Raw genomic sequence first — 17,178 nt, forward strand, 5'->3', positions numbered from 1 at the left:
CTATTTGATCAATTATTCGGGGTGGCAACGACTGCTGGATGCGCGGCGGCTGACGACGCCCGCGCATTTGCTGTGCGCTGCGGTCCGGTTCGGCTAAGGGCGGCTGCGCTCGGTTACCGAAATATCGCGAACACAGCCATTTTTTTTACTAAATGGAAATTTTAAAGGCCACGACACAGCATCATCGGATGCCATGTATTTATTGTTTCCTTGAGGATACAATAAATACATGCCGCCTTCGCGGCCGTGTTACCTTACTTACAACAGAGAACATCATGGGCTTACAACAACGCCTCGAGCATCTGCTGCTCTGGCATAAATTCGCGATCCTGAGCGTGGTCGGCATCGTCGTCGCCGCCATCCCGGCCACGCTCTACCTGGAAGAGACCGGCAAGGCGCTGGACGCGCTGCAGCTCGAAGCCCAGGCGCGCAGGCCGGTGGCCACGATCCTCGCCGCGATCCAGACGACCCAGCAGCATCGCGGCCTGGCGGCACTGGTGGTCGGCGGCGTCGCGGAATCGGTCCCGAAGCGCGAAGCGAAGCAGCGCGAGGTGGACGGCAACTACGCGGCCATGGCGGCGATCGTCGCCGGCCTCCACGATCCGCGCCTCGACCAGGCGTGGACGGACGCGAACCGGGACTGGGAAGCGTTGCGCGGGCGCGTGGTCGCGCGCACGATCTCGGTGCCCGAGAGCTATGAGGGGCACACGGCCCTGGTGCCCAAGCTGCTCGAGGTCGAGGACCAGGTGGCCGACCACTACGGCCTGGACCTGGACCCGGACGTCGATTCCTACCAGCTGATCCAGGCGATTTATTACCAGCTGCCTTACCTGTCGGAGGAACTCGGCAAGATGCGGGCCAAGGGCGCCGGCATGCTGGCCACGAAGAGCGCCAGCGCGGAAGACCGGTTGGCCCTGTCCGCGATCGTCGCGCGGGTCGCCGACCGGCTGCACCAGACCAGCCGCCAGTTCGACAAGGCCGCGCGCGCCAATCCGGCCCTGGCCGCGCCGCTGGAAGGTCCGATGCGGCACGTGCGCGAGCAGGCGCAGCAGACCATGCAACTGGCCATGGGGCAGATCGTGAAGGCGGACCAGCTCACTTTCTCCGGGCCGGAGTACGTCAGGCTGACCACGGCCGCCATCGATGCCCAGTACGCGTTCGCGGACAAGGCCACGGAGCAGTTCAACGGCCTGCTCGACGCCAGGATTTCCGCCCTCCGCCGCACCCGTCTGGGCATGCTGGCCGCCGTCGCCGCCCTGTTCGCGTTCGGCGGCCTGATGCTCTACGTGATCGCGCGCTCCGTGACGCAGCCGCTGAACAATGCCGTCGAGATCGCGGAACGGGTCGCCGCCGGCGATCTGACGGCGGCCTTCGCCACCGAGGGGCGCAATGAAACCGCGCGGCTGCTGGCTTCCCTCGGGCGCATGAACGACAACCTGCGCAAGATCGTGCGCGAGGTCCGGGTCAGCGTCGACACCATCGGCGCCACGACCGGCGACATCGCAAATGGCAACGCGGACCTGTCGGCGCGCACCGAATCGCAGGCATCGAGCCTGGAAGAGACGGCGGCGTCGATGGAAGAGATCACGGCCACCGTCCGGCAGAACGCCGAGAATGCCGCCCAGGCCAACCAGGTAGCGCGCCAGGCCTCGGCCGTGGCCGAGCGCGGCGGTCAGGTGGTGACCGACGTGGTGGCGACGATGGCAGCGATCAACGCCAGCGCGCGCAGGATCGTCGACATCATCGGCGTCATCGACGGTATCGCCTTCCAGACCAATATTCTTGCGCTGAATGCCGCCGTCGAGGCGGCGCGCGCGGGAGAGCAGGGCCGCGGCTTCGCGGTGGTGGCGGGCGAAGTGCGCAGCCTGGCCCAGCGCAGCGCGGCGGCGGCCAAGGAGATCAAGCAGCTCATCGACGAAAGCGTCGAGCGCGTCGAGACGGGCAACCGCCTGGTGATCCAGGCCGGCGCGTCGATGGACGATATCCTGTCCAGCGTGCAGCGCGTGTCCGGCATCGTGTCGGAGATCGTCGTCGCGTCGCGTGAGCAGGCGGCGGCCATCCACCAGGTCAACGACGCCATTACGAACCTGGACGACACCACCCAGCAGAACGCCGCTCTGGTGGAGCAAGCGGCGGCGGCGGCCGCGAGTCTGGATGAGCAGGCGCGCAACCTGGCCCGTACCGTGAGCGTTTTCCATACCGGCGACGATCCGGAGGTGCAAGGCCAGGGCGCGGCGCTCCGGCGGCCGGCGCCTGTCGTCAGGCTGGCGGCCTGAAAAAAAAGGCCGGGCATCGGCCCGGCCAGGAAATGACGGCCTGGGTCTCAGGCCGCGTGGTGACTGGCGCTCGCGTCGTTCGCAGCCGGCGCGCCCTTGACGCTGCCGCTGCCCGCGTCCATGCCGTCGTCGTGGTGGAACGGCGCGAACCACGTCGCGAGGAACGACGGGATCGTCGCGATCATGACGGCGACGAAGTAGCTGACGTAGCCCAGGTATTCCTGCAGCACGCCGCTGATCGTGCCCGTGACCAGCATGCACAAGCCCATCAGGCCCGTGCCGAAGGCGTAGTGCGTCGTCGTGTACTTGCCCGGCGCGAGCTGCTGCATCAGGTAGATCATGTAGCCGACGGAGCCGAAGCCGAAGAAGAACTTCTCGACGATGACGCCGGCCGCGATCGTCCACGCGTTGGAGGGCAGGGCGATGCTCATCGCCAGGAACGTCAGGTTGGGAATGTTGACGGCGCAGCACAGGATGAACAGCGTGCGTTTCAGGCCGCGCTTCGCGACGAACATCCCGCCCAGCAGGGAGCCGACGAGCACCGCGATCAGGCCCCAGGTGCCGTAGATGATGCCCAGGCTCTCGTTGGACAGGCCGAGTCCTCCCTTCGCGGGTGAATCGACCATGAAGAAGGGCCCGATCTTTTCCAGCATGCCGATGCTGAAGCGGAACAGGAACGCGAAGGCGACCATCTTCCACACGTCGGGCTTCTGGAAGAAGGTGACGAACGAATCCCACAGGATGCCGGCGGCGCCGCGCACGCTGGCCGGCGTGTTTTCCGCGCGCGCGCCCTCGGGCATCACGCGCGCGTGCCAGGCGGCCATCAGGAGGATGAGGCCGGCGACGATGAAGAAGATCACGCGCCACGCGTCCATCCAGTCCGGCCCGAATACCTTCGGGTCATGGTGGAACACGTCCGTGTGCAGGCGCCCGCTCAGGTAGACGAGGAAGCCGGACGCCACGATCGGCCCGACGTTCCACGACAGGCTCTGCACGCCGCAGTACAGGGCCTGCGTGCGCGGGTCGAGCGATGTGACGTAGACGCCGTCGCTGGCGATGTCCTGCGTCGCGCCGATGAACGACATCAGGACGAACATGGACAGCATCAGCACCATCCAGTTCGGCATGCTCATCGCCAGCCCGACGCCGGCGAAGCCCAGCGCGATCAGCACCTGCATCAGCAGCACGAAGAACTTCTTCGTGCGGTACATCTCGACGAACGGCGCGAACAGCGGTTTCGCGGTGTAGGCGAAGATCAGGAAGCTCGAATACGCGGCGGCGCGCGCATTGTCCATGCCGATGTTCTTGAACATGATGGCGGTCACGCTGGTCAGCATGACGTAGCCCATCGCCATCGTGAAGTACCCGGTGGGCACCCACAGCAGCGGGTGGCGGATGCGCTCAGGCGTGCGCATGATGGGCCGCCGTGACGGAGTCGATCGGTGCGCGCTGGGCCGCGGCGCGGGCGTCGACGAGCTGCTGGTCCAGCATCGCGGCGGCGCCGGCCAGGGCAGGGTAGGGCGCGTGGATCACGTATACGGGGATCTGCTTGCAGAAGTCGGTGAAGCGGCCCTTGTTCTCGAAGCGGGCGCGGAACGACGACTTGGCGAAGAACCCGCCCAGGCGCGGCACGACGCCGCCGCCGATGTAGATGCCGCCGCGCGCGCACAAGGTCACGGCCACGTTCGCGGCCATCGTGCCGAGCGCGCCGCAGAAGATGTCCAGCACTTCGGCGCACAGCGCGTCGCCCGCCAGGCCGCGCTCGACGACCTGCGCCGGTTCGAGGGCATCGCCTTCGATGCCGTCGATGGCGCACAGCGCCTCGTGGATCGTCGCCAGGCCCGGACCCGAGATCAGGCGTTCGGCCGACACGTGGTTCCACTTGGTCCAGCAGTACGCGAGCACCGCCTGTTCGCGCGCGTTGGACGGCGAAAAGGCGACGTGGCCGCCTTCGCTGGGCAGTACGGTCCAGCGGCCGCCGGCCGGGATCACGCCGCCGACGCCGAGACCGGTGCCCGCGCCCACGAGGCCGATCACGGCGTCGGGGCTGACGCGGGTGCCGCCGACCTGTTCGAGGTCCGCGTCCGCGAGGCCGGGCACCGACATCGACAGCGCGGCGAAGTCGTTCACGACGAGCAGCGTGTCGAGGCCGAGGTCGCGGCGCGCGGCGTCGATCGAGAACTGCCAGTGGTGGTTGGTCATCTTGACGAAATCGCCTTCGACCGGATTCGCGATCGCGATCACGGCGTGGCGCACTTCGCGCGCGGCGCCGGGGTGGCGCGCCAGGTAGGCGCGCACGGCGTCGGTGAACGTCGGGTGGGCGGCGCAGGCCAGCGTCGCGATTTCCTCGATGCGGCCGGGGCCGCGCTGCAATGCGAAGCGGGCGTTGGTGCCGCCGATGTCGGCCAGCAGGCGGGCGCCGCCGAAAAGCACATCATCCATGGTGTCCCTCATGTCTTGCTCGGTCTCCTGTTGTTCTTGTCCGCGGCAGGTCAGGCCGCGCGTAGCGCATCGCGCTGGCCGGCGATGAAATCGCGGTACCAGAGCGCGCTCGCCTTGGGCGTGCGCTGCTGCGTGGCGTAGTCGACGTAGACGATGCCGAAGCGCTTGGCATAGCCGGAATTCCATTCAAAATTATCCATCAGGCTCCACAGGAAGTAACCGCGCACGTCGACGCCCTGGTCCATCGCGGCCTTGAGGGCCTCGAGGTGGGTGCGGACGTAGTCCAGGCGCTGGGTGTCGTTGACCTGGCCGCCCTCGATCGCGTCGACCGAGGCCATGCCGTTTTCCGTAATGTACACCGGCGGCAGGTCGGGGTACTCCTGTTTCAGCTGCACGAGCAGGTCCGTCAGGCCCTGCGGATAGATTTCCCATCCCATGTCGGTGAAGCCCATGCCGCCTTCGGGCTTCTTCGGCGGGACGTCCGCGCTCATCACTTCGCGGCGGTAGTAGTTCACGCCGAGGAAGTCGAGCGGCTGGGCGATGACGTCGAAGTCGCCCGCGTGCACGGTGGGCGCGTCGGCGCCGTGCGCTTCCAGCGACAGGGCCGGATAGCGGCGCTTGAAGATCGGGTCCATGAACCACTCGATGGAATTGGCCCATTCGAGCGCGGCGAGGCGGCGGTCCGCTTCGGTGTCGGTGGCCGGTTCGGCGGTCCACTGGTTCAGCACGATGCCCAGTTGCGCGCTCGGATTCACGGCGCGCATCGCCTGCATGGCCAGGCCGTGCGAAAGTAGCAGGTGGTGCGACACCTGGATCGCCTGTTTCTTGTCCGCGACGCCGGGCGCGAACTGGCCGTTGCCGTAGCCGAGGTTCGCCGTGCACCACGGCTCGTTGTGCGTGGCGATGCTGGCCACGCGGTTGCCGTAGCGGCGCGCCACCTCGGCCGCGTAGTCGGCGAAGCGGTGCGCCGTGTCGCGCGCCATCCAGCCGCCGTCATCCTGCAGGCCCTGCGGCAGGTCCCAGTGGTACAGCGTGATGTGCGCGGCGATGCCTTTTTCGTCCAGCGCGTCCAGCAGGCGCGTGTAGAAATCGAAACCCGCCTCGTTCCACGCGCCCTTGCCGGTCGGCTGCACGCGGCTCCACGCCATCGAGAAGCGGTAGGCGCCCACGCCCAGCGACGCCATCAGGGCGACGTCTTCGCGATAGCGGTGGTAGTGGTCGCAGGCCACGTCGCCATTGCTGCCGTCGATGATGTTGGCGGCGTCGTGCGAGAACGTATCCCAGATCGAAGGGCCCTTGCCGTCGGCGTCAAAGGCGCCTTCGATCTGGAAGGCGCTGGTGGCGACGCCCCACGTGAAGTTGGAAGGAAAGCGGATGGAGTCGGTCATGATGCTTCGGTTGGTCGTTGTGGGTTGAAACTTCTGAAATCGATTTCATCGTACATGCGCCATTGCCCGGGTGTCAAATAGATTTTTTCCCTGCAAGCCGCCCGCCACATGTCAAACCGGCATGTCCTGGTGTATATTCACGAGCTTCGCGGCAATTGCCGTGTAGAAGAACCAGGCCGAAACGCATGAAAAAGGATTCCAGCAGCCCGCAGATGGTCACCGTCCACGAGGTCGCCCGTGTGGCGGGCGTGTCGGCGGCGACGGTGTCGCGCTTCCTGAACGGCACCGCCAAGGTGTCGGAGGAAAAGCGCCAGGCCATCGAAAGCGTCATCGAAAAGCTCAATTACAAGCCGAACGTGCTGGCGCAGAACCTCAAGACGGGCAGTTCGCGCACCATCGGCGTGTTGACGCAGTCGCTCGTGTCGGGCTATTTCGCCGACGCGATGGCGGGCATCGACGAAGCGCTGCAGGGGACGGGCTACGCGCCGCTGATCGTCTCGGGCCACTGGCATGCGGACGAGGAGGCCGAGCGCATCGAACTGCTGATCGCGCGCCGCGTGGACGGCCTCGTGATCCTGAGCGGCAAGCTGAAGGATGCGCAGATCCTGAAACTGTCGCAGCGCGTGCCCATCGTCGCCTTCGGCCGCGACCTGAGCGCGCCGCGCGCGTACGGCTTCTGCCTCGATAACTACTGGGGCGCCTGCGAGGCGGTGGGCCACCTGATCGCGCAGGGCCACCGCAACATCGCGTTCATCACGGGTCCGTCCGACCACCAGGATGCGCTGGCCCGCCTGGCCGGCTACCGCGACACGCTGGCCAAGCACGGCATCAAGGAACAGCAGCAGCTGATCGTGGGCGGCGACTTCCAGGAATCGGGCGGCCTGCTGGCGGTCGAGCGCCTGCTCGAATCGAAGCAGCGCTTTTCCGCGATCTTCTGCGCCAACGACCTGACGGCGTACGGCGCGCGCCTGGCGCTGTACCGGCGCGGCATCCGCGTCCCGGAAGACATCTCCGTGATCGGCTTCGACGACCTGCACAGCTCCATGTACACGACGCCGCCGCTGACCACCGTGCGCCAGCCGCTGTTCGACGTCGGCAAGTGCCTGGGTCGCGCCATCGTCAAGATGATCGGGCACGAGACGCTCGACATCGAGGTGCCGCAGCTGAACCTCGTCGTGCGCGAGTCCGTCAAGCAGATCGACTGATCGACAATCCGGGGTCGACAATTCGGGGTCGACAATTCGGGGTCAGAGCCCGGTTTTTGGAAATTACCCAAAATCGGGCTCTGACCCCGGTTCATTGCTGATCCCGGTTCGTTGGCTCCGGTTTCAGGCAGCGAAGCCGCCGTCCACCGCCAGGTCCGCACCCGTCACGAATCCCGCTTCGGGGCTGGCCAGCCACGCCACCATCGACGCGATCTCCTGCGGCCGGCCGTGGCGCGGCAATGCCATGAAGGCGTGCAGCGACTTGCCGAAGTCCGTGTCGGCCGGGTTCATGTCCGTGTCGACGGGGCCCGGCAGCACGTTGTTGACGGTGATGCCGCGCGGGCCGAGGTCGCGCGCGAGGCCTTTCACGAGGCCCGTCAGCGCCGATTTGCTCATCGCATAGACGGCGGCGCCGGCGAACGGCACGCGCAGCGCGTTCGTGCTGCCGATGTTGATGACGCGCCCGCCCTCGCCCAGGTGGCGCACGGCCGCCTGCGTGGCGGCGAACACGGCGCGCAGGTTGACGGCGACCGTCTTGTCGAAATCCGCGAGCGAAAATTCCGTCACGTGGCCGCCGAGGAACACGCCCGCATTGTTGACGAGGATGTCCAGCCGGCCGAATTTGGCGACGGCCGCGTCGATGGCGGCCGTCAGCGCCTGCGCGTCGGCCACGTCGGCGCGCAGGGCCAGGGCGCGGCCGCCGGCGGCCTCGATGCGTCCGGCGAGCTCTTGCGCGGCGGCGTCCGACGATTGATACGTGAACGCGACGGCCGCGCCGTCCCGCGCCAGGCGCTCGACGATGGCGGCGCCGATGCCGCGCGAACCGCCGGTGACGAAAGCGACTTTGTGTTCGAAATGCGTGGTTGCCATGCTGTTCTCCATTCGGTTGGGGTGGTTGATGGATGCAGTATCATTCCAACTCCCGGTTCAAACTAGCCGGCCAGAACGCATAAGACTTTCAACTACAGGTTAAAGGTCCCCATGAGCGACGCTTTCGTCCACCTTGATTCCTTCATCTACAGCGCCGAGGACGGCGGCTTTTCCGCCGCCGCGCGCCGCCTCGGCCTCACGCCGGCGGGCGTCAGCAAGAACGTCGGCCGGCTGGAGGCGAGCCTCGGCGTGCGCCTGTTCCGGCGCAGCACCCGCAAGCTGAGCCTGACGGAAGAGGGTGAGCAACTGCTGCGCGAGGTGGCCGAGCCGTGGCACCGCATCCAGGACGCGATGGCCGTCGTGCGCCAGGGCGCCAACCACGCGGCCGGACCGTTGAAGGTGGCGATGGCGCCGGCCGTCGGGCGCATGCACTTCGTGCCGATGCTGGCGGAATTCCGCCGCCGCTATCCCGAGGTGCTGCCCGACCTGCATTTCGATAACCGCCAGGTCGACCTGATCGCGGAAGGCTTCGACGTGGCCATCGGCGGCGGCGTCGAGCTGCCGCAGGGCGTCGTCGCGCGCGAGCTGGCGCGCGTGCGCATCGTGCTCGCGGCGTCGCCCGACTACCTGGCGCGGTGCGGCACGCCGCGGCATCCCGACGACCTGCCCGCGCACGACGGCATCGCGCGCCGTTCGATCCGCTCCGGCCGGCTGCAGGCGCTCACCCTGCGCGACGACGCCGGCGGCGTGGCGCCGTACGAATGCCGGCCCGTGGCCGTACTGGACGATCCGGAAGCGATGGCGCACGCGGCTGCGGCGGGACTCGGCATCGCGCTGCTGCCGGCGCCGCACGCGGGGCCGCTGCTGGCCGATGGACGGCTGGTGCGCATCCTGCCGGACTGGTATGCGGAGACGGGGCCGCTGTTCCTCTACTATTCGAGCCGGCGCCTGCTGCCGGCCAAGACGCGGGTGTTCGTCGACTTCGTCGTCGAGCGCTTCCGCGAACTGGGGCTGGCCGCGCACTTCACCGGCTGACGCCGGCCGCGCGGCCGCGCTACCACTTGCAGCCGCTGCCCGTCACGGCATCTTTCAACAAGGGCAGGACGGCCAGCAGGCCCAGGCCCGCGTAGGCCGTGCGGCAATCGTTGCGGCTGCTGCGCGCGATGCCGCGCGCCAGCTGGTCCTCGCGCGCCTCGCGGCCCGGATCGAGCGTGGGCGGCGGCCGTTTCGGCAGCGCGACGAGACCGCGGCCGTCCTCGCGCGCGGCCGCGCGGGCGATGCCGCGGGCGGCGGCCATGTCGAAGACGGACGCGTCGTCCGGTGGTGCCGGTGCGGCGGCGGCCGCCGTGCCGGCGAGGGCGTCGGACGCGGTACTGGTCGCGGGCACGACGACGGCCGTTGGCGCGGCAGCGGTCGCGGGCACGACGATGGCTGCGGGCGCGGCAGCGGTCACGGGCGCAGCGACGGCTGCGGGCGCCGCACGTGTCGTGGACGCGACGGCGGCGCGCGGCATCGCCGGTTCCATTTTGCGCCGCCGCCGCGGAGCGGCTGGCGTCGGTGTCGCCGGGGCCAGCGCGGGTGCGGACGTGGGCGGGACGGCGCGCGCCGGCACGAGCACGAAGTCGATGCGCGTCGTCGCCGGCCCGTCGTCTCGACGCGGCGGCGGCGCGTGCAGCAGCCACGCGGCCAGCAGCGCGTGGACGAGCAGGCTGATGCCCCAGCCGAGCGCGGGGCCGCGCCGGCCCGGACGGACAGTGGTGATGAGCATCCGGCGATTCTAGCAAGCGCATCCGGCGCAAAGCTCACGCACTGTCACGCCACTGACATTTAGCCTTCATACAATGTACGATTGCCAATAACCCGCAACCCGACCGAAAGACCGACCGCATGCGACCCTCCTGGCTGAAGACTTCGCTCACCCTGATCACGTGCGCCACGCTGTGGCTGCCCGGGCCCGCATCCGCCGCGCAGCCCCCCAGGCCGGCGACTGTCGCGACGCAGGTGAAACCGCCGAAGCTGGTGGTCGTGATGGTCATCGACGGCCTGCCGTCCGAGCAGGTGCAGCGCTACCGCGACCAGTTCGGCCCCGGCGGCCTGCGCCGCCTGCTGGAGCAGGGCGCGTCGTTCACGGACGCGCACCAGGCCCACGGCATCACGGTGACGGCCGTTGGCCACTCGGCCGTGCTGACGGGCGCCTATCCTTACCGCCACGGCATCATCGGGAACAACTGGATCGCGCCGGATGGCCGGCAGGTCTACTGCACCGAGGACACCCGCTACCACTACATCGACGAAGACACGGACGCGCACGACGGCACGTCGCCCGCGAACCTGCGCGTGGACACCCTCGGCGACCAGCTGCGCTACGCGAGCGGCAACCGCAGCAAGGTCGTGACCGTGTCCGGCAAGGACCGCGGCGCCATCCTGCTCGCCGGCAAGACCGGCACGGCGTACATGTACATGGACAAGACGGGCGATTTCGCCACCAGCACATACTACATGGACCAGTATCCCGCCTGGGCCGAGCGCTTCCGCGCCGCGAAGCCGCAGGACCGCTACTACGCCAAGTCGTGGACGCCGCTGCTGGACGACAAGGCCTATGCCGACGACGCGCCGTACCCGGCCGCGACAACGTCCAGTCCGAACCGCTTCCCGTTCACGTTCTACAGCGAGAGCGGCAAGCCGGCGTCCGATTATTACGTCCGCTTGAAGAAGAGTCCGGCCGTCGACGCGCTGACGCTGGAATTCGCCGAGGCCGCCGTGGACGGCGAACGGCTGGGCAGCAATCCGACCGGTGCGACGGACCTGCTGGGCGTGAGCCTGTCCGGCCACGATTACGTGAACCATGCCTACGGCCCGGAAAGCCGCATGTCGCACGACCACCTGCAACAGGTCGACCGCCAGATCGCGCGGTTCTTCACGTTCCTCGACAAGCGCGTCGGCATGGACAATGTGCTCGTCGTGCTGACGGCCGACCACGGCTTCGCCAACACGGCCGAGTTCGCCCGCACGCAGCACGCGGACGCGCTGCGCGTGAACCCGAAGGCGCTGCTGGACACGCTGGACGCCCAGCTGGCCGAGCGTTTCGGCGTCGCCAGGCTGGTCAAGACGTCGCTGTTGCCGGAGATCCACCTGGACTATGCCGCCATCGAGCGCCGCGGCCTCGCCCGTGCCGACGTGGAAAACGCCGCCGCCCGCTTCCTGCTCGCGCAGCCGGGCATTGCGGAGGTCTTCACGCGCACGCAGCTGGAGCAGGGCGTCGCCTCGAAGTCGCGCCTGGGCACGCTGATGCAGCGGGCCTGGAACCGCGCGCTGTCCGGCGACCTGCTCGTCGTGACGACGCCGTACACGATCTTCAGCAGCGGCACGTCGGGCGCCAGCCACGGCACGCCCTGGCAGTACGACACGTCGGTGCCGCTGCTGATCATGGGCAAGCGCTGGATCCGTCCGGGCGAGCAGGCCGGGTATGCCGAGGTCGTGGACATCGCGCCGACGCTGGCGCAGATCCTGCACGTGCGTCGTCCGGCGGGCGCGGAAGGGCGCGCGCTGACCGAGGCGCTGCGTTGACGGCGGCGCCGGGCGACGCGGCGGACCCGCTGGCCGCTATACTGCGGTCAACGCCACTTACTCCGGGCCCATCCATGTACGCAGCAGTCGACCTCGGCTCCAATTCCTTCCGCCTCCACATCGGCGAGCCGATCGCGGGCCAGATCCACATCGTGCGCACGGCGCGCGACCCGATCCGCCTCGCGGCCGGCCTCGGTCCGGACAACGCACTGGGCGACGCCGCCGTGGAGACGGCCCTGCGCACCTTGCGCGACTTCAGCGGCATCCTGCGCCAGTTCCGCCTCGATGCGGTGCGCGTCGTCGCGACCAACACGATGCGCGTGGCCAGCAATGCCGCCGACGTGCTGCCGCGCATGGAAGAGGCGATCGGCCATCCCATCGAGATCATTTCCGGCGAGGAAGAAGGGCGCCTGATCTACATGGGGGTCGCGCGCGCGCTGGGCCGGCGCGCCGAGCGGCGGCTCGTGATCGACATCGGCGGCGGCTCCACCGAAGTCATCGCGGCGCACGGCGACGACATTCACCTCGTCGAATCGTTCAGCATCGGCACGCATCCGCAGAGCGCGGCGTATTTCCACGGCGGCCACATCAGCGCGGACGCGTTCGAGACGGCCGTCAACGCGGCCCGTGCCCAGTTCGAAGACGCGGCCGACCAGTACCGCAAGCACGGCTGGGACGCCGTCTACGGCTCCTCGGGCACCATGCGCGCGATACACGAAGTGATTTCGCGCAACCGGCTCGGCGACGGTACGATGTCGCTGGCGAGCCTGCTGGCGTTGCGCGACCGGCTGATCGAACTCGGCCACGTCGACGCATTCGACCTGCCGGGCGTGAAACGCGAGCGCGTGATCGTGATGACGGGCGGTCTCTCCATCCTGATCGGCGTGATGCAGGAACTGGGCGTGCCCGCCATGACGGCGATTAACGCCGGCCTGCGCCTCGGGGTGCTGTCCGACCTGGAACTGCGCGCCAACCGCCACGACCGCCGTGACCTGGCCATCCAGGACTGCATGCGCCGCTTCGGCGTCGACATCGAGCGCGCCGCGCGCACGGCCGCCATCGCGAAGAAGCTGTTCGACAAGCTGTCGCCGCAGGACGAGGGCGTCGTCCACCACCTGCTGCGCAGCGCGCTGCTGCACGAGGTGGGGCAATCCGTGTCGCACACGGGCGCGCACAAGCACGCCGCGTACATCGTCGAGCACGCCGACCTGCCGGGCTTCACGGCGCGCGAACAGCGCCTCATGAGCCTGATCGTGCTGGGCCAGAAGGGCAACCTGCGCAAGGTGCGCGAGGTGCTGGGTGTGCCCGACCTGGCCAAGGCCGTGCTGGCGCTGCGCCTGGCGGCCGTGTTCATGCATGCGCGCGTGGACGACGACGTCGACGCCGTCCGCCTGCGCATGAAGGGCCGCATCGACATCGAGACGCCGCGCGGCTGGCTGCGCCAGCATCCGACCGTGGCCGCGTGGTTCGAAAAGGAAGCGTCGGCCTGGGATGACGTCGGGGTGCCGTTCAGCGTGACGACGTAGACGCCAGCGGAATCCGGACGGCAGCGCCGCCGTACGTCACCGTGGCCGTGGCGTCCGGCGCATCGTCCAGGCCATGTCCCGCATGCGGGCCGACGACGACCAGCTTGAACTTGAGCTCGCGTTGCATGCCGGCATAATGGCCCCGGCGCGCGCCGATGGTCAGGGTGCGGGCCGCGTCGTTCCAGCGCAGGGGAATCTCGGCGTATTCGCCGTCCTGGTACGCATGGCCTTCACCGGCGTCGTCGTACAGCGTGTACGTGCCGTCTGCGCCCGGATACACACGCACCTCGATCGGCGCATCGACGGTCTCGTCGGCGAACTGCTTGACCGGGCCCAACGGCAGCACGGTGCCGGCCCGCACGTGGATCGGCATGCGGTCGATCGGCGCATCGACGGTAATCGTCCGTCCGCCCCGGTGGGGCTCGCCGGTCCAGAAGTCGAACCAGGTTCCTCGCGGCAGATAGACCCGGGCCGTCCTGGGCCCGTCGACCGGCGTGGAATTGGCCCCGTAGTACATGGGCGCCACGACCGGGCTGACCAGGATGCCCTGCCCGAACAGCATTTCGCCCTTCAGGTCATGCGTGCGCGGGTCTTGCGGATAGCCGAAGGCGACCGGACGGATCAGCGAACCGCCGTCCAGGTAGGCATGGCCAGCCTCGGAGTACAGGTAGGGCAGCATGCGGTAGCGCAGCCGGATCGCGGCCAGGATCGCGTCGTAGAAAGGCGTGCCCGGCGCGCCGAACTGCCAGGGCTCGCGCGGCGTGTCCGTGCCATGGCTGCGGAACATCGGCATGAAGGCGCCGGCTTGCATCCAGCGCGTGTACAGTTCGCGGTAGCCGAGGTCGTCCACGCCTTGCGGGTAGTCGCCTTGACGGAACCATTGCCCGCCGCCTTTCACGAAGAAGCCGCCGATGTCGAAGGTGACGTTGGGCAGGCCCGACGCGCTGAAGCGCTGCATGGTCGCGACCTGCCGGGCCAGCGTGCGCCAGTTGGCCGAGATGTCGCCGCTCCAGATGACGGCGCCGACGGCCTGGCTGCCCGGATAGCCGGAGCGGGTCAGGTCGACGGTGCGCTTGTCCGGCGCGCGGCGGCGCCAGAAGCGCGCCAGCCCCTGGGAGTTGGCCAGCCCATACGCGTTCAACCATTCGGGATCGATCACCCTGGCCAGGCCATCGATGTTCTGCTGGTCGGCGCCGGCGGCGCGCGCCGCACCGTTCCAGTCGGCCACTTCGGGTTCGGTCGAATCGGTCCACCAGGCATCGATGCCATGGCGTCCCAGCACGTCCCACACCTGGTCGAAGTAGAAGTCGGCCGCGTCGGGCCGCAGGAAGTCCACGTAGCCGCTGCCGCTGCTGAAGAAGCCGCGGTCCTGCATGGCCCGGCCCGGCGGATCGAGCGGACTGGGGTTGGGCCAGATCGAAATCATGACCTTGGCGTTCAGCGCGTGCACGGCGGACGTCATGGCCTGGATGTCCGGGTAGCGCTCCGGGTCCGGCACCGGGCTGCCCCAGCGGCCGGGCTGCCAGTAGTTCCAGTCCTGCACGATGAGGTCCAGGGGAATCTTGCGCTCCCGGAACTGGCGCACCGTGTCCACCACTTCCTGCTGCGTCGTGTAGCGCTCCTTCGACTGGATGTAGCCGTAGGCCCAGCGCGGCAGCATCGCGGCGGCGCCGGTCAACTGGCGGAAGCCGGCGATCGCCCCGTCCATCGACGGTCCGAGCACGATGTAGTAATCGAGGTCGTCGACGACGTCGCTGCCGATCGACGTGCCCGTCGGGCCATCGGCGAACGTCATGGCGCTGTAGCTGTCGAACAGCAGTCCGTAGCCGCGGGTGGAGACCAGGAAGGGCACGACCACGCGCAGGTTGTGCTGGTACAGGCGCTTGCTCGTGCCGCGCAGGTTCAGGTCGGCGGTTTCGTCGAGGCCCAGGCCATACAGCCCTTCGTCGTCGCTCAACCTGAAGCGCACCTGCGCGCGCCACGCTTCGCGGTCCTTCGCCTGGCGGTAGGCGCCCACCTGCTGGCGCTCGCCGTCCACGGTCTGCACCGACCGCACGGTGGCCGGATCCGGCACCGACTTGATCACGTCGGTGCGCGTGAAACTGCGCGGCGCCGTCGGGTCTTCGCGCAGGAACACCCGCCCGGCGCGGTCGCGCAGGGTCAGGGCGCCGCTGGCGCGGTCCAGCGTGACCGACAGCGCGGCCGAGCGCAAGGTCAGCGCAGAGGCGTCCCGGGTCACGTCGATGGGCCCCGGCTTCTCCCGCACCGGCACGCGCATCATGCTCGTGCGGTTGGACCACTGCGGATTGGGCGTGGCGCTGACGCGCACGATGCGGTCCGTCACGAACAGCACGCGCAAGCGGGTGCCGTCGAGGGTGGCCTCGACGCCGTCGGGACGCGTGCGTATCTGCTCGAGCGACGCGGCGGCCGCGTGACCGGCAAAGGCCAGCAGTGGGAACAAAAGCCGGCAGGCGTACAAGCGAAATCTCATCGTCGCTCCAGGGATCGGGTGGGGAAAGGGGTTTGGCAAAAGTATAGTTTGTTTATTATATATCAAATACAATCGATGCCGAGCTCGACCATTGCCGCCCTCGCGCAACAGCGGGAGGGCGTTGTGCACACAGCCGTCAAGCGTTCATGATCCGCGCCTAATTTGCGCGCTTGCCCGCCCACCATTGCATTCCGCTGGCCGGAGGCGATACTGGAAGTCCGATCATCGGATATTCATGGAGAGGATCATGAACGAGCAAGCAAACATCGGCCTGCTCAAACAGGCGTACGACGCTTACGACAAAGGGGACATCCAGCGCCTCATCGGCCTGCTCGCGCAGGACATCGAGTGGGAGCTGCCCGAAGTGGAGGGCATCCCGTTCACCGGCAAACGCCGCGGCGTGGACCAGGTCGCCGACTTCTTCCGCGTCATGGCCGAATGCCAGGAGCCGCGCGAATTCAGGCCGGACCAGTTCATCGGCCAGGGTGACCAGGTCATCGTGCTCGGGCACGGCACGTTCACCGTCAAGGCCACGGGTGCCGAGTTCAGCAGCGACTGGTGTCACGTCTTCCGTGTCGCCGGCGGCAAGATCGCCAGCTTCAAGGAATACGACGATACCTACAGGGCCGCGCAGGCCTACCGGCCGCAGGGCGCCGGCGCCGGCGCGGCTGCCGGCAAGGGCGCTGCGCGTCCGGCCATCCATTGACCGCCATTCTTCCAGGCACGCGGCCGCGCCCCCGGGCGCGGCCGTTTCGTTTTGTCATTCTGTTATCATGCGGCACTTCGACTTCGTTCGCATGCCCATGACGGCCGATCCGCTTACCCTGAACAACATCGCCCTCGCGGGCCGGCACGTGCGGCTGGAACCGTTCGACGAAACGCTGCGCGAACCGGTCCGGGCCGCGCTCGATTGCGATCCCGACGCGTGGCGCCTGTTCGCGATCAACGGGCAGGGCGCTGACTTCGACGCCTTCTGGCGCGCTCTCAACGGCCAGGTCGCGCAGGGCGGCTGGATCGCGTATGCCATCCGCCATGCCGCGACGGGCGCCATCGTGGGCACCACCAGCTTCCTGAACATCAAGCCCACGCGCCAGACCGTCGAGATCGGCGGCACCTTCGTGCACCCGGACGCGCGCGCCACGCTCGTCAACGCGGAAGCGAAATACCTGATGCTGGCCCACGCCTTCGCCGCCGGCATGCGCCGCGTCGAGCTGCTGACGGACGCCCGCAACGTGCGCAGCCAGGCCGCCATCGCCAGGCTGGGCGCCGTGCGCGAAGGCGTGCTGCGCCGCGAGCGCGTGACGTGGACCGGACACGTGCGCGACAGCGTGCTGTTCGCCGTGACGGACCTCGACTGGCCCGACGTCCGGGCGCGCCTGGAGCGGCGGCTGGGCGCGGCCGGGCCGGCCTGAA

At 68.4% G+C, this 17,178-nt stretch carries 13 protein-coding genes; 7 read left to right on the forward strand and 6 right to left on the reverse strand.

The genetic code is table 11. The annotated features are described in order from the left end of the window. Positions 1-275: 275 nt before the first annotated feature. Complete coding sequence (locus ASC93_RS32620) at positions 276-2,276, forward strand: methyl-accepting chemotaxis protein (RefSeq protein WP_056445298.1); 2,001 nt, start codon at positions 276-278, stop codon at positions 2,274-2,276. 47 nt (positions 2,277-2,323) lie between these two features. Here ASC93_RS32620 and ASC93_RS18075 read toward each other — a convergent pair whose 3' ends face one another. From ASC93_RS18075 to ASC93_RS18085, 3 genes are read right to left on the reverse strand one after another with little or no spacing between them, the layout of a single operon-like run. Continuing rightward, positions 2,324-3,691, reverse strand: a complete 1,368-nt coding sequence (locus ASC93_RS18075) for an MFS transporter (RefSeq protein WP_082548138.1) — start codon at positions 3,689-3,691, stop codon at positions 2,324-2,326. Further along, positions 3,678-4,718 carry a glucokinase gene (locus tag ASC93_RS18080; protein WP_082548139.1) on the reverse strand — a complete coding sequence of 347 codons (1,041 nt, stop codon included), beginning with the start codon at positions 4,716-4,718 and terminating at the stop codon, positions 3,678-3,680. Before ASC93_RS18080 ends, ASC93_RS18075 begins: the two co-directional genes overlap by 14 nt. Positions 4,719-4,768: 50 nt before the next feature. Next, on the reverse strand, positions 4,769-6,106 hold the full coding sequence (locus ASC93_RS18085; RefSeq protein ID WP_056445306.1) for a GH1 family beta-glucosidase: 1,338 nt from the start codon (positions 6,104-6,106) through the stop codon (positions 4,769-4,771). A gap of 185 nt (positions 6,107-6,291) precedes the next feature. Between ASC93_RS18085 and ASC93_RS18090 the strand changes: the two genes are divergently transcribed. Further along, a complete protein-coding gene (locus ASC93_RS18090) occupies positions 6,292-7,311 on the forward strand; it encodes a LacI family DNA-binding transcriptional regulator (RefSeq protein WP_056445308.1) in 1,020 nt (339 codons plus the stop codon). Positions 7,312-7,434: 123 nt separating this feature from the next. Here the strand turns inward: ASC93_RS18090 and ASC93_RS18095 are convergent, their stop codons facing one another. Then, entirely contained in the window at positions 7,435-8,181 is a 747-nt protein-coding gene (locus tag ASC93_RS18095; RefSeq protein WP_157201992.1) for an SDR family oxidoreductase, read from the reverse strand. A 111-nt stretch (positions 8,182-8,292) separates the two neighbouring features. Between ASC93_RS18095 and ASC93_RS18100 the strand changes: the two genes are divergently transcribed. Further along, positions 8,293-9,216, forward strand: a complete 924-nt coding sequence (locus tag ASC93_RS18100) for a LysR family transcriptional regulator (protein ID WP_056445314.1) — start codon at positions 8,293-8,295, stop codon at positions 9,214-9,216. A gap of 19 nt (positions 9,217-9,235) precedes the next feature. Here ASC93_RS18100 and ASC93_RS18105 read toward each other — a convergent pair whose 3' ends face one another. Then, positions 9,236-9,949, reverse strand: a complete 714-nt coding sequence (locus ASC93_RS18105) for a hypothetical protein (protein ID WP_056445317.1) — start codon at positions 9,947-9,949, stop codon at positions 9,236-9,238. A 119-nt stretch (positions 9,950-10,068) separates the two neighbouring features. Here ASC93_RS18105 and ASC93_RS18110 point away from each other — a divergent pair, with 119 nt between their 5' ends. Both ASC93_RS18110 and ASC93_RS18115 read left to right on the forward strand, forming a co-directional pair. Continuing rightward, positions 10,069-11,748, forward strand: a complete 1,680-nt coding sequence (locus tag ASC93_RS18110) for an alkaline phosphatase family protein (RefSeq protein ID WP_056445320.1) — start codon at positions 10,069-10,071, stop codon at positions 11,746-11,748. Positions 11,749-11,822: 74 nt separating this feature from the next. After that, positions 11,823-13,274, forward strand: coding sequence for a Ppx/GppA phosphatase family protein (locus tag ASC93_RS18115; protein WP_056445323.1), 1,452 nt, complete (start codon positions 11,823-11,825; stop codon positions 13,272-13,274). Here ASC93_RS18115 and ASC93_RS18120 read toward each other — a convergent pair. Beyond that, positions 13,258-15,765 (reverse strand): TIM-barrel domain-containing protein, encoded by a 2,508-nt coding sequence (locus ASC93_RS18120; RefSeq protein WP_082548140.1) that lies wholly within the window; start codon positions 15,763-15,765, stop codon positions 13,258-13,260. The two genes, ASC93_RS18115 and ASC93_RS18120, sit on opposite strands and share 17 nt — an antisense overlap. A 247-nt stretch (positions 15,766-16,012) precedes the next feature. Between ASC93_RS18120 and ASC93_RS18125 the strand changes: the two genes are divergently transcribed. Beyond that, the gene (locus ASC93_RS18125; protein WP_056445329.1) at positions 16,013-16,471 is read left to right on the forward strand and encodes a nuclear transport factor 2 family protein; all 459 of its coding nucleotides are present in this window, start codon (positions 16,013-16,015) and stop codon (positions 16,469-16,471) included. 97 nt (positions 16,472-16,568) lie between these two features. Further along, positions 16,569-17,177: a GNAT family N-acetyltransferase gene (locus ASC93_RS18130; protein ID WP_200958358.1), complete on the forward strand. Its 609-nt coding sequence runs from the start codon at positions 16,569-16,571 to the stop codon at positions 17,175-17,177. Position 17,178: the final 1 nt, after the last annotated feature.

It is taken from the genome of Massilia sp. Root335 (genome assembly GCF_001425685.1).
Taxonomy (GTDB): domain Bacteria; phylum Pseudomonadota; class Gammaproteobacteria; order Burkholderiales; family Burkholderiaceae_D; genus Telluria; species Telluria luteola.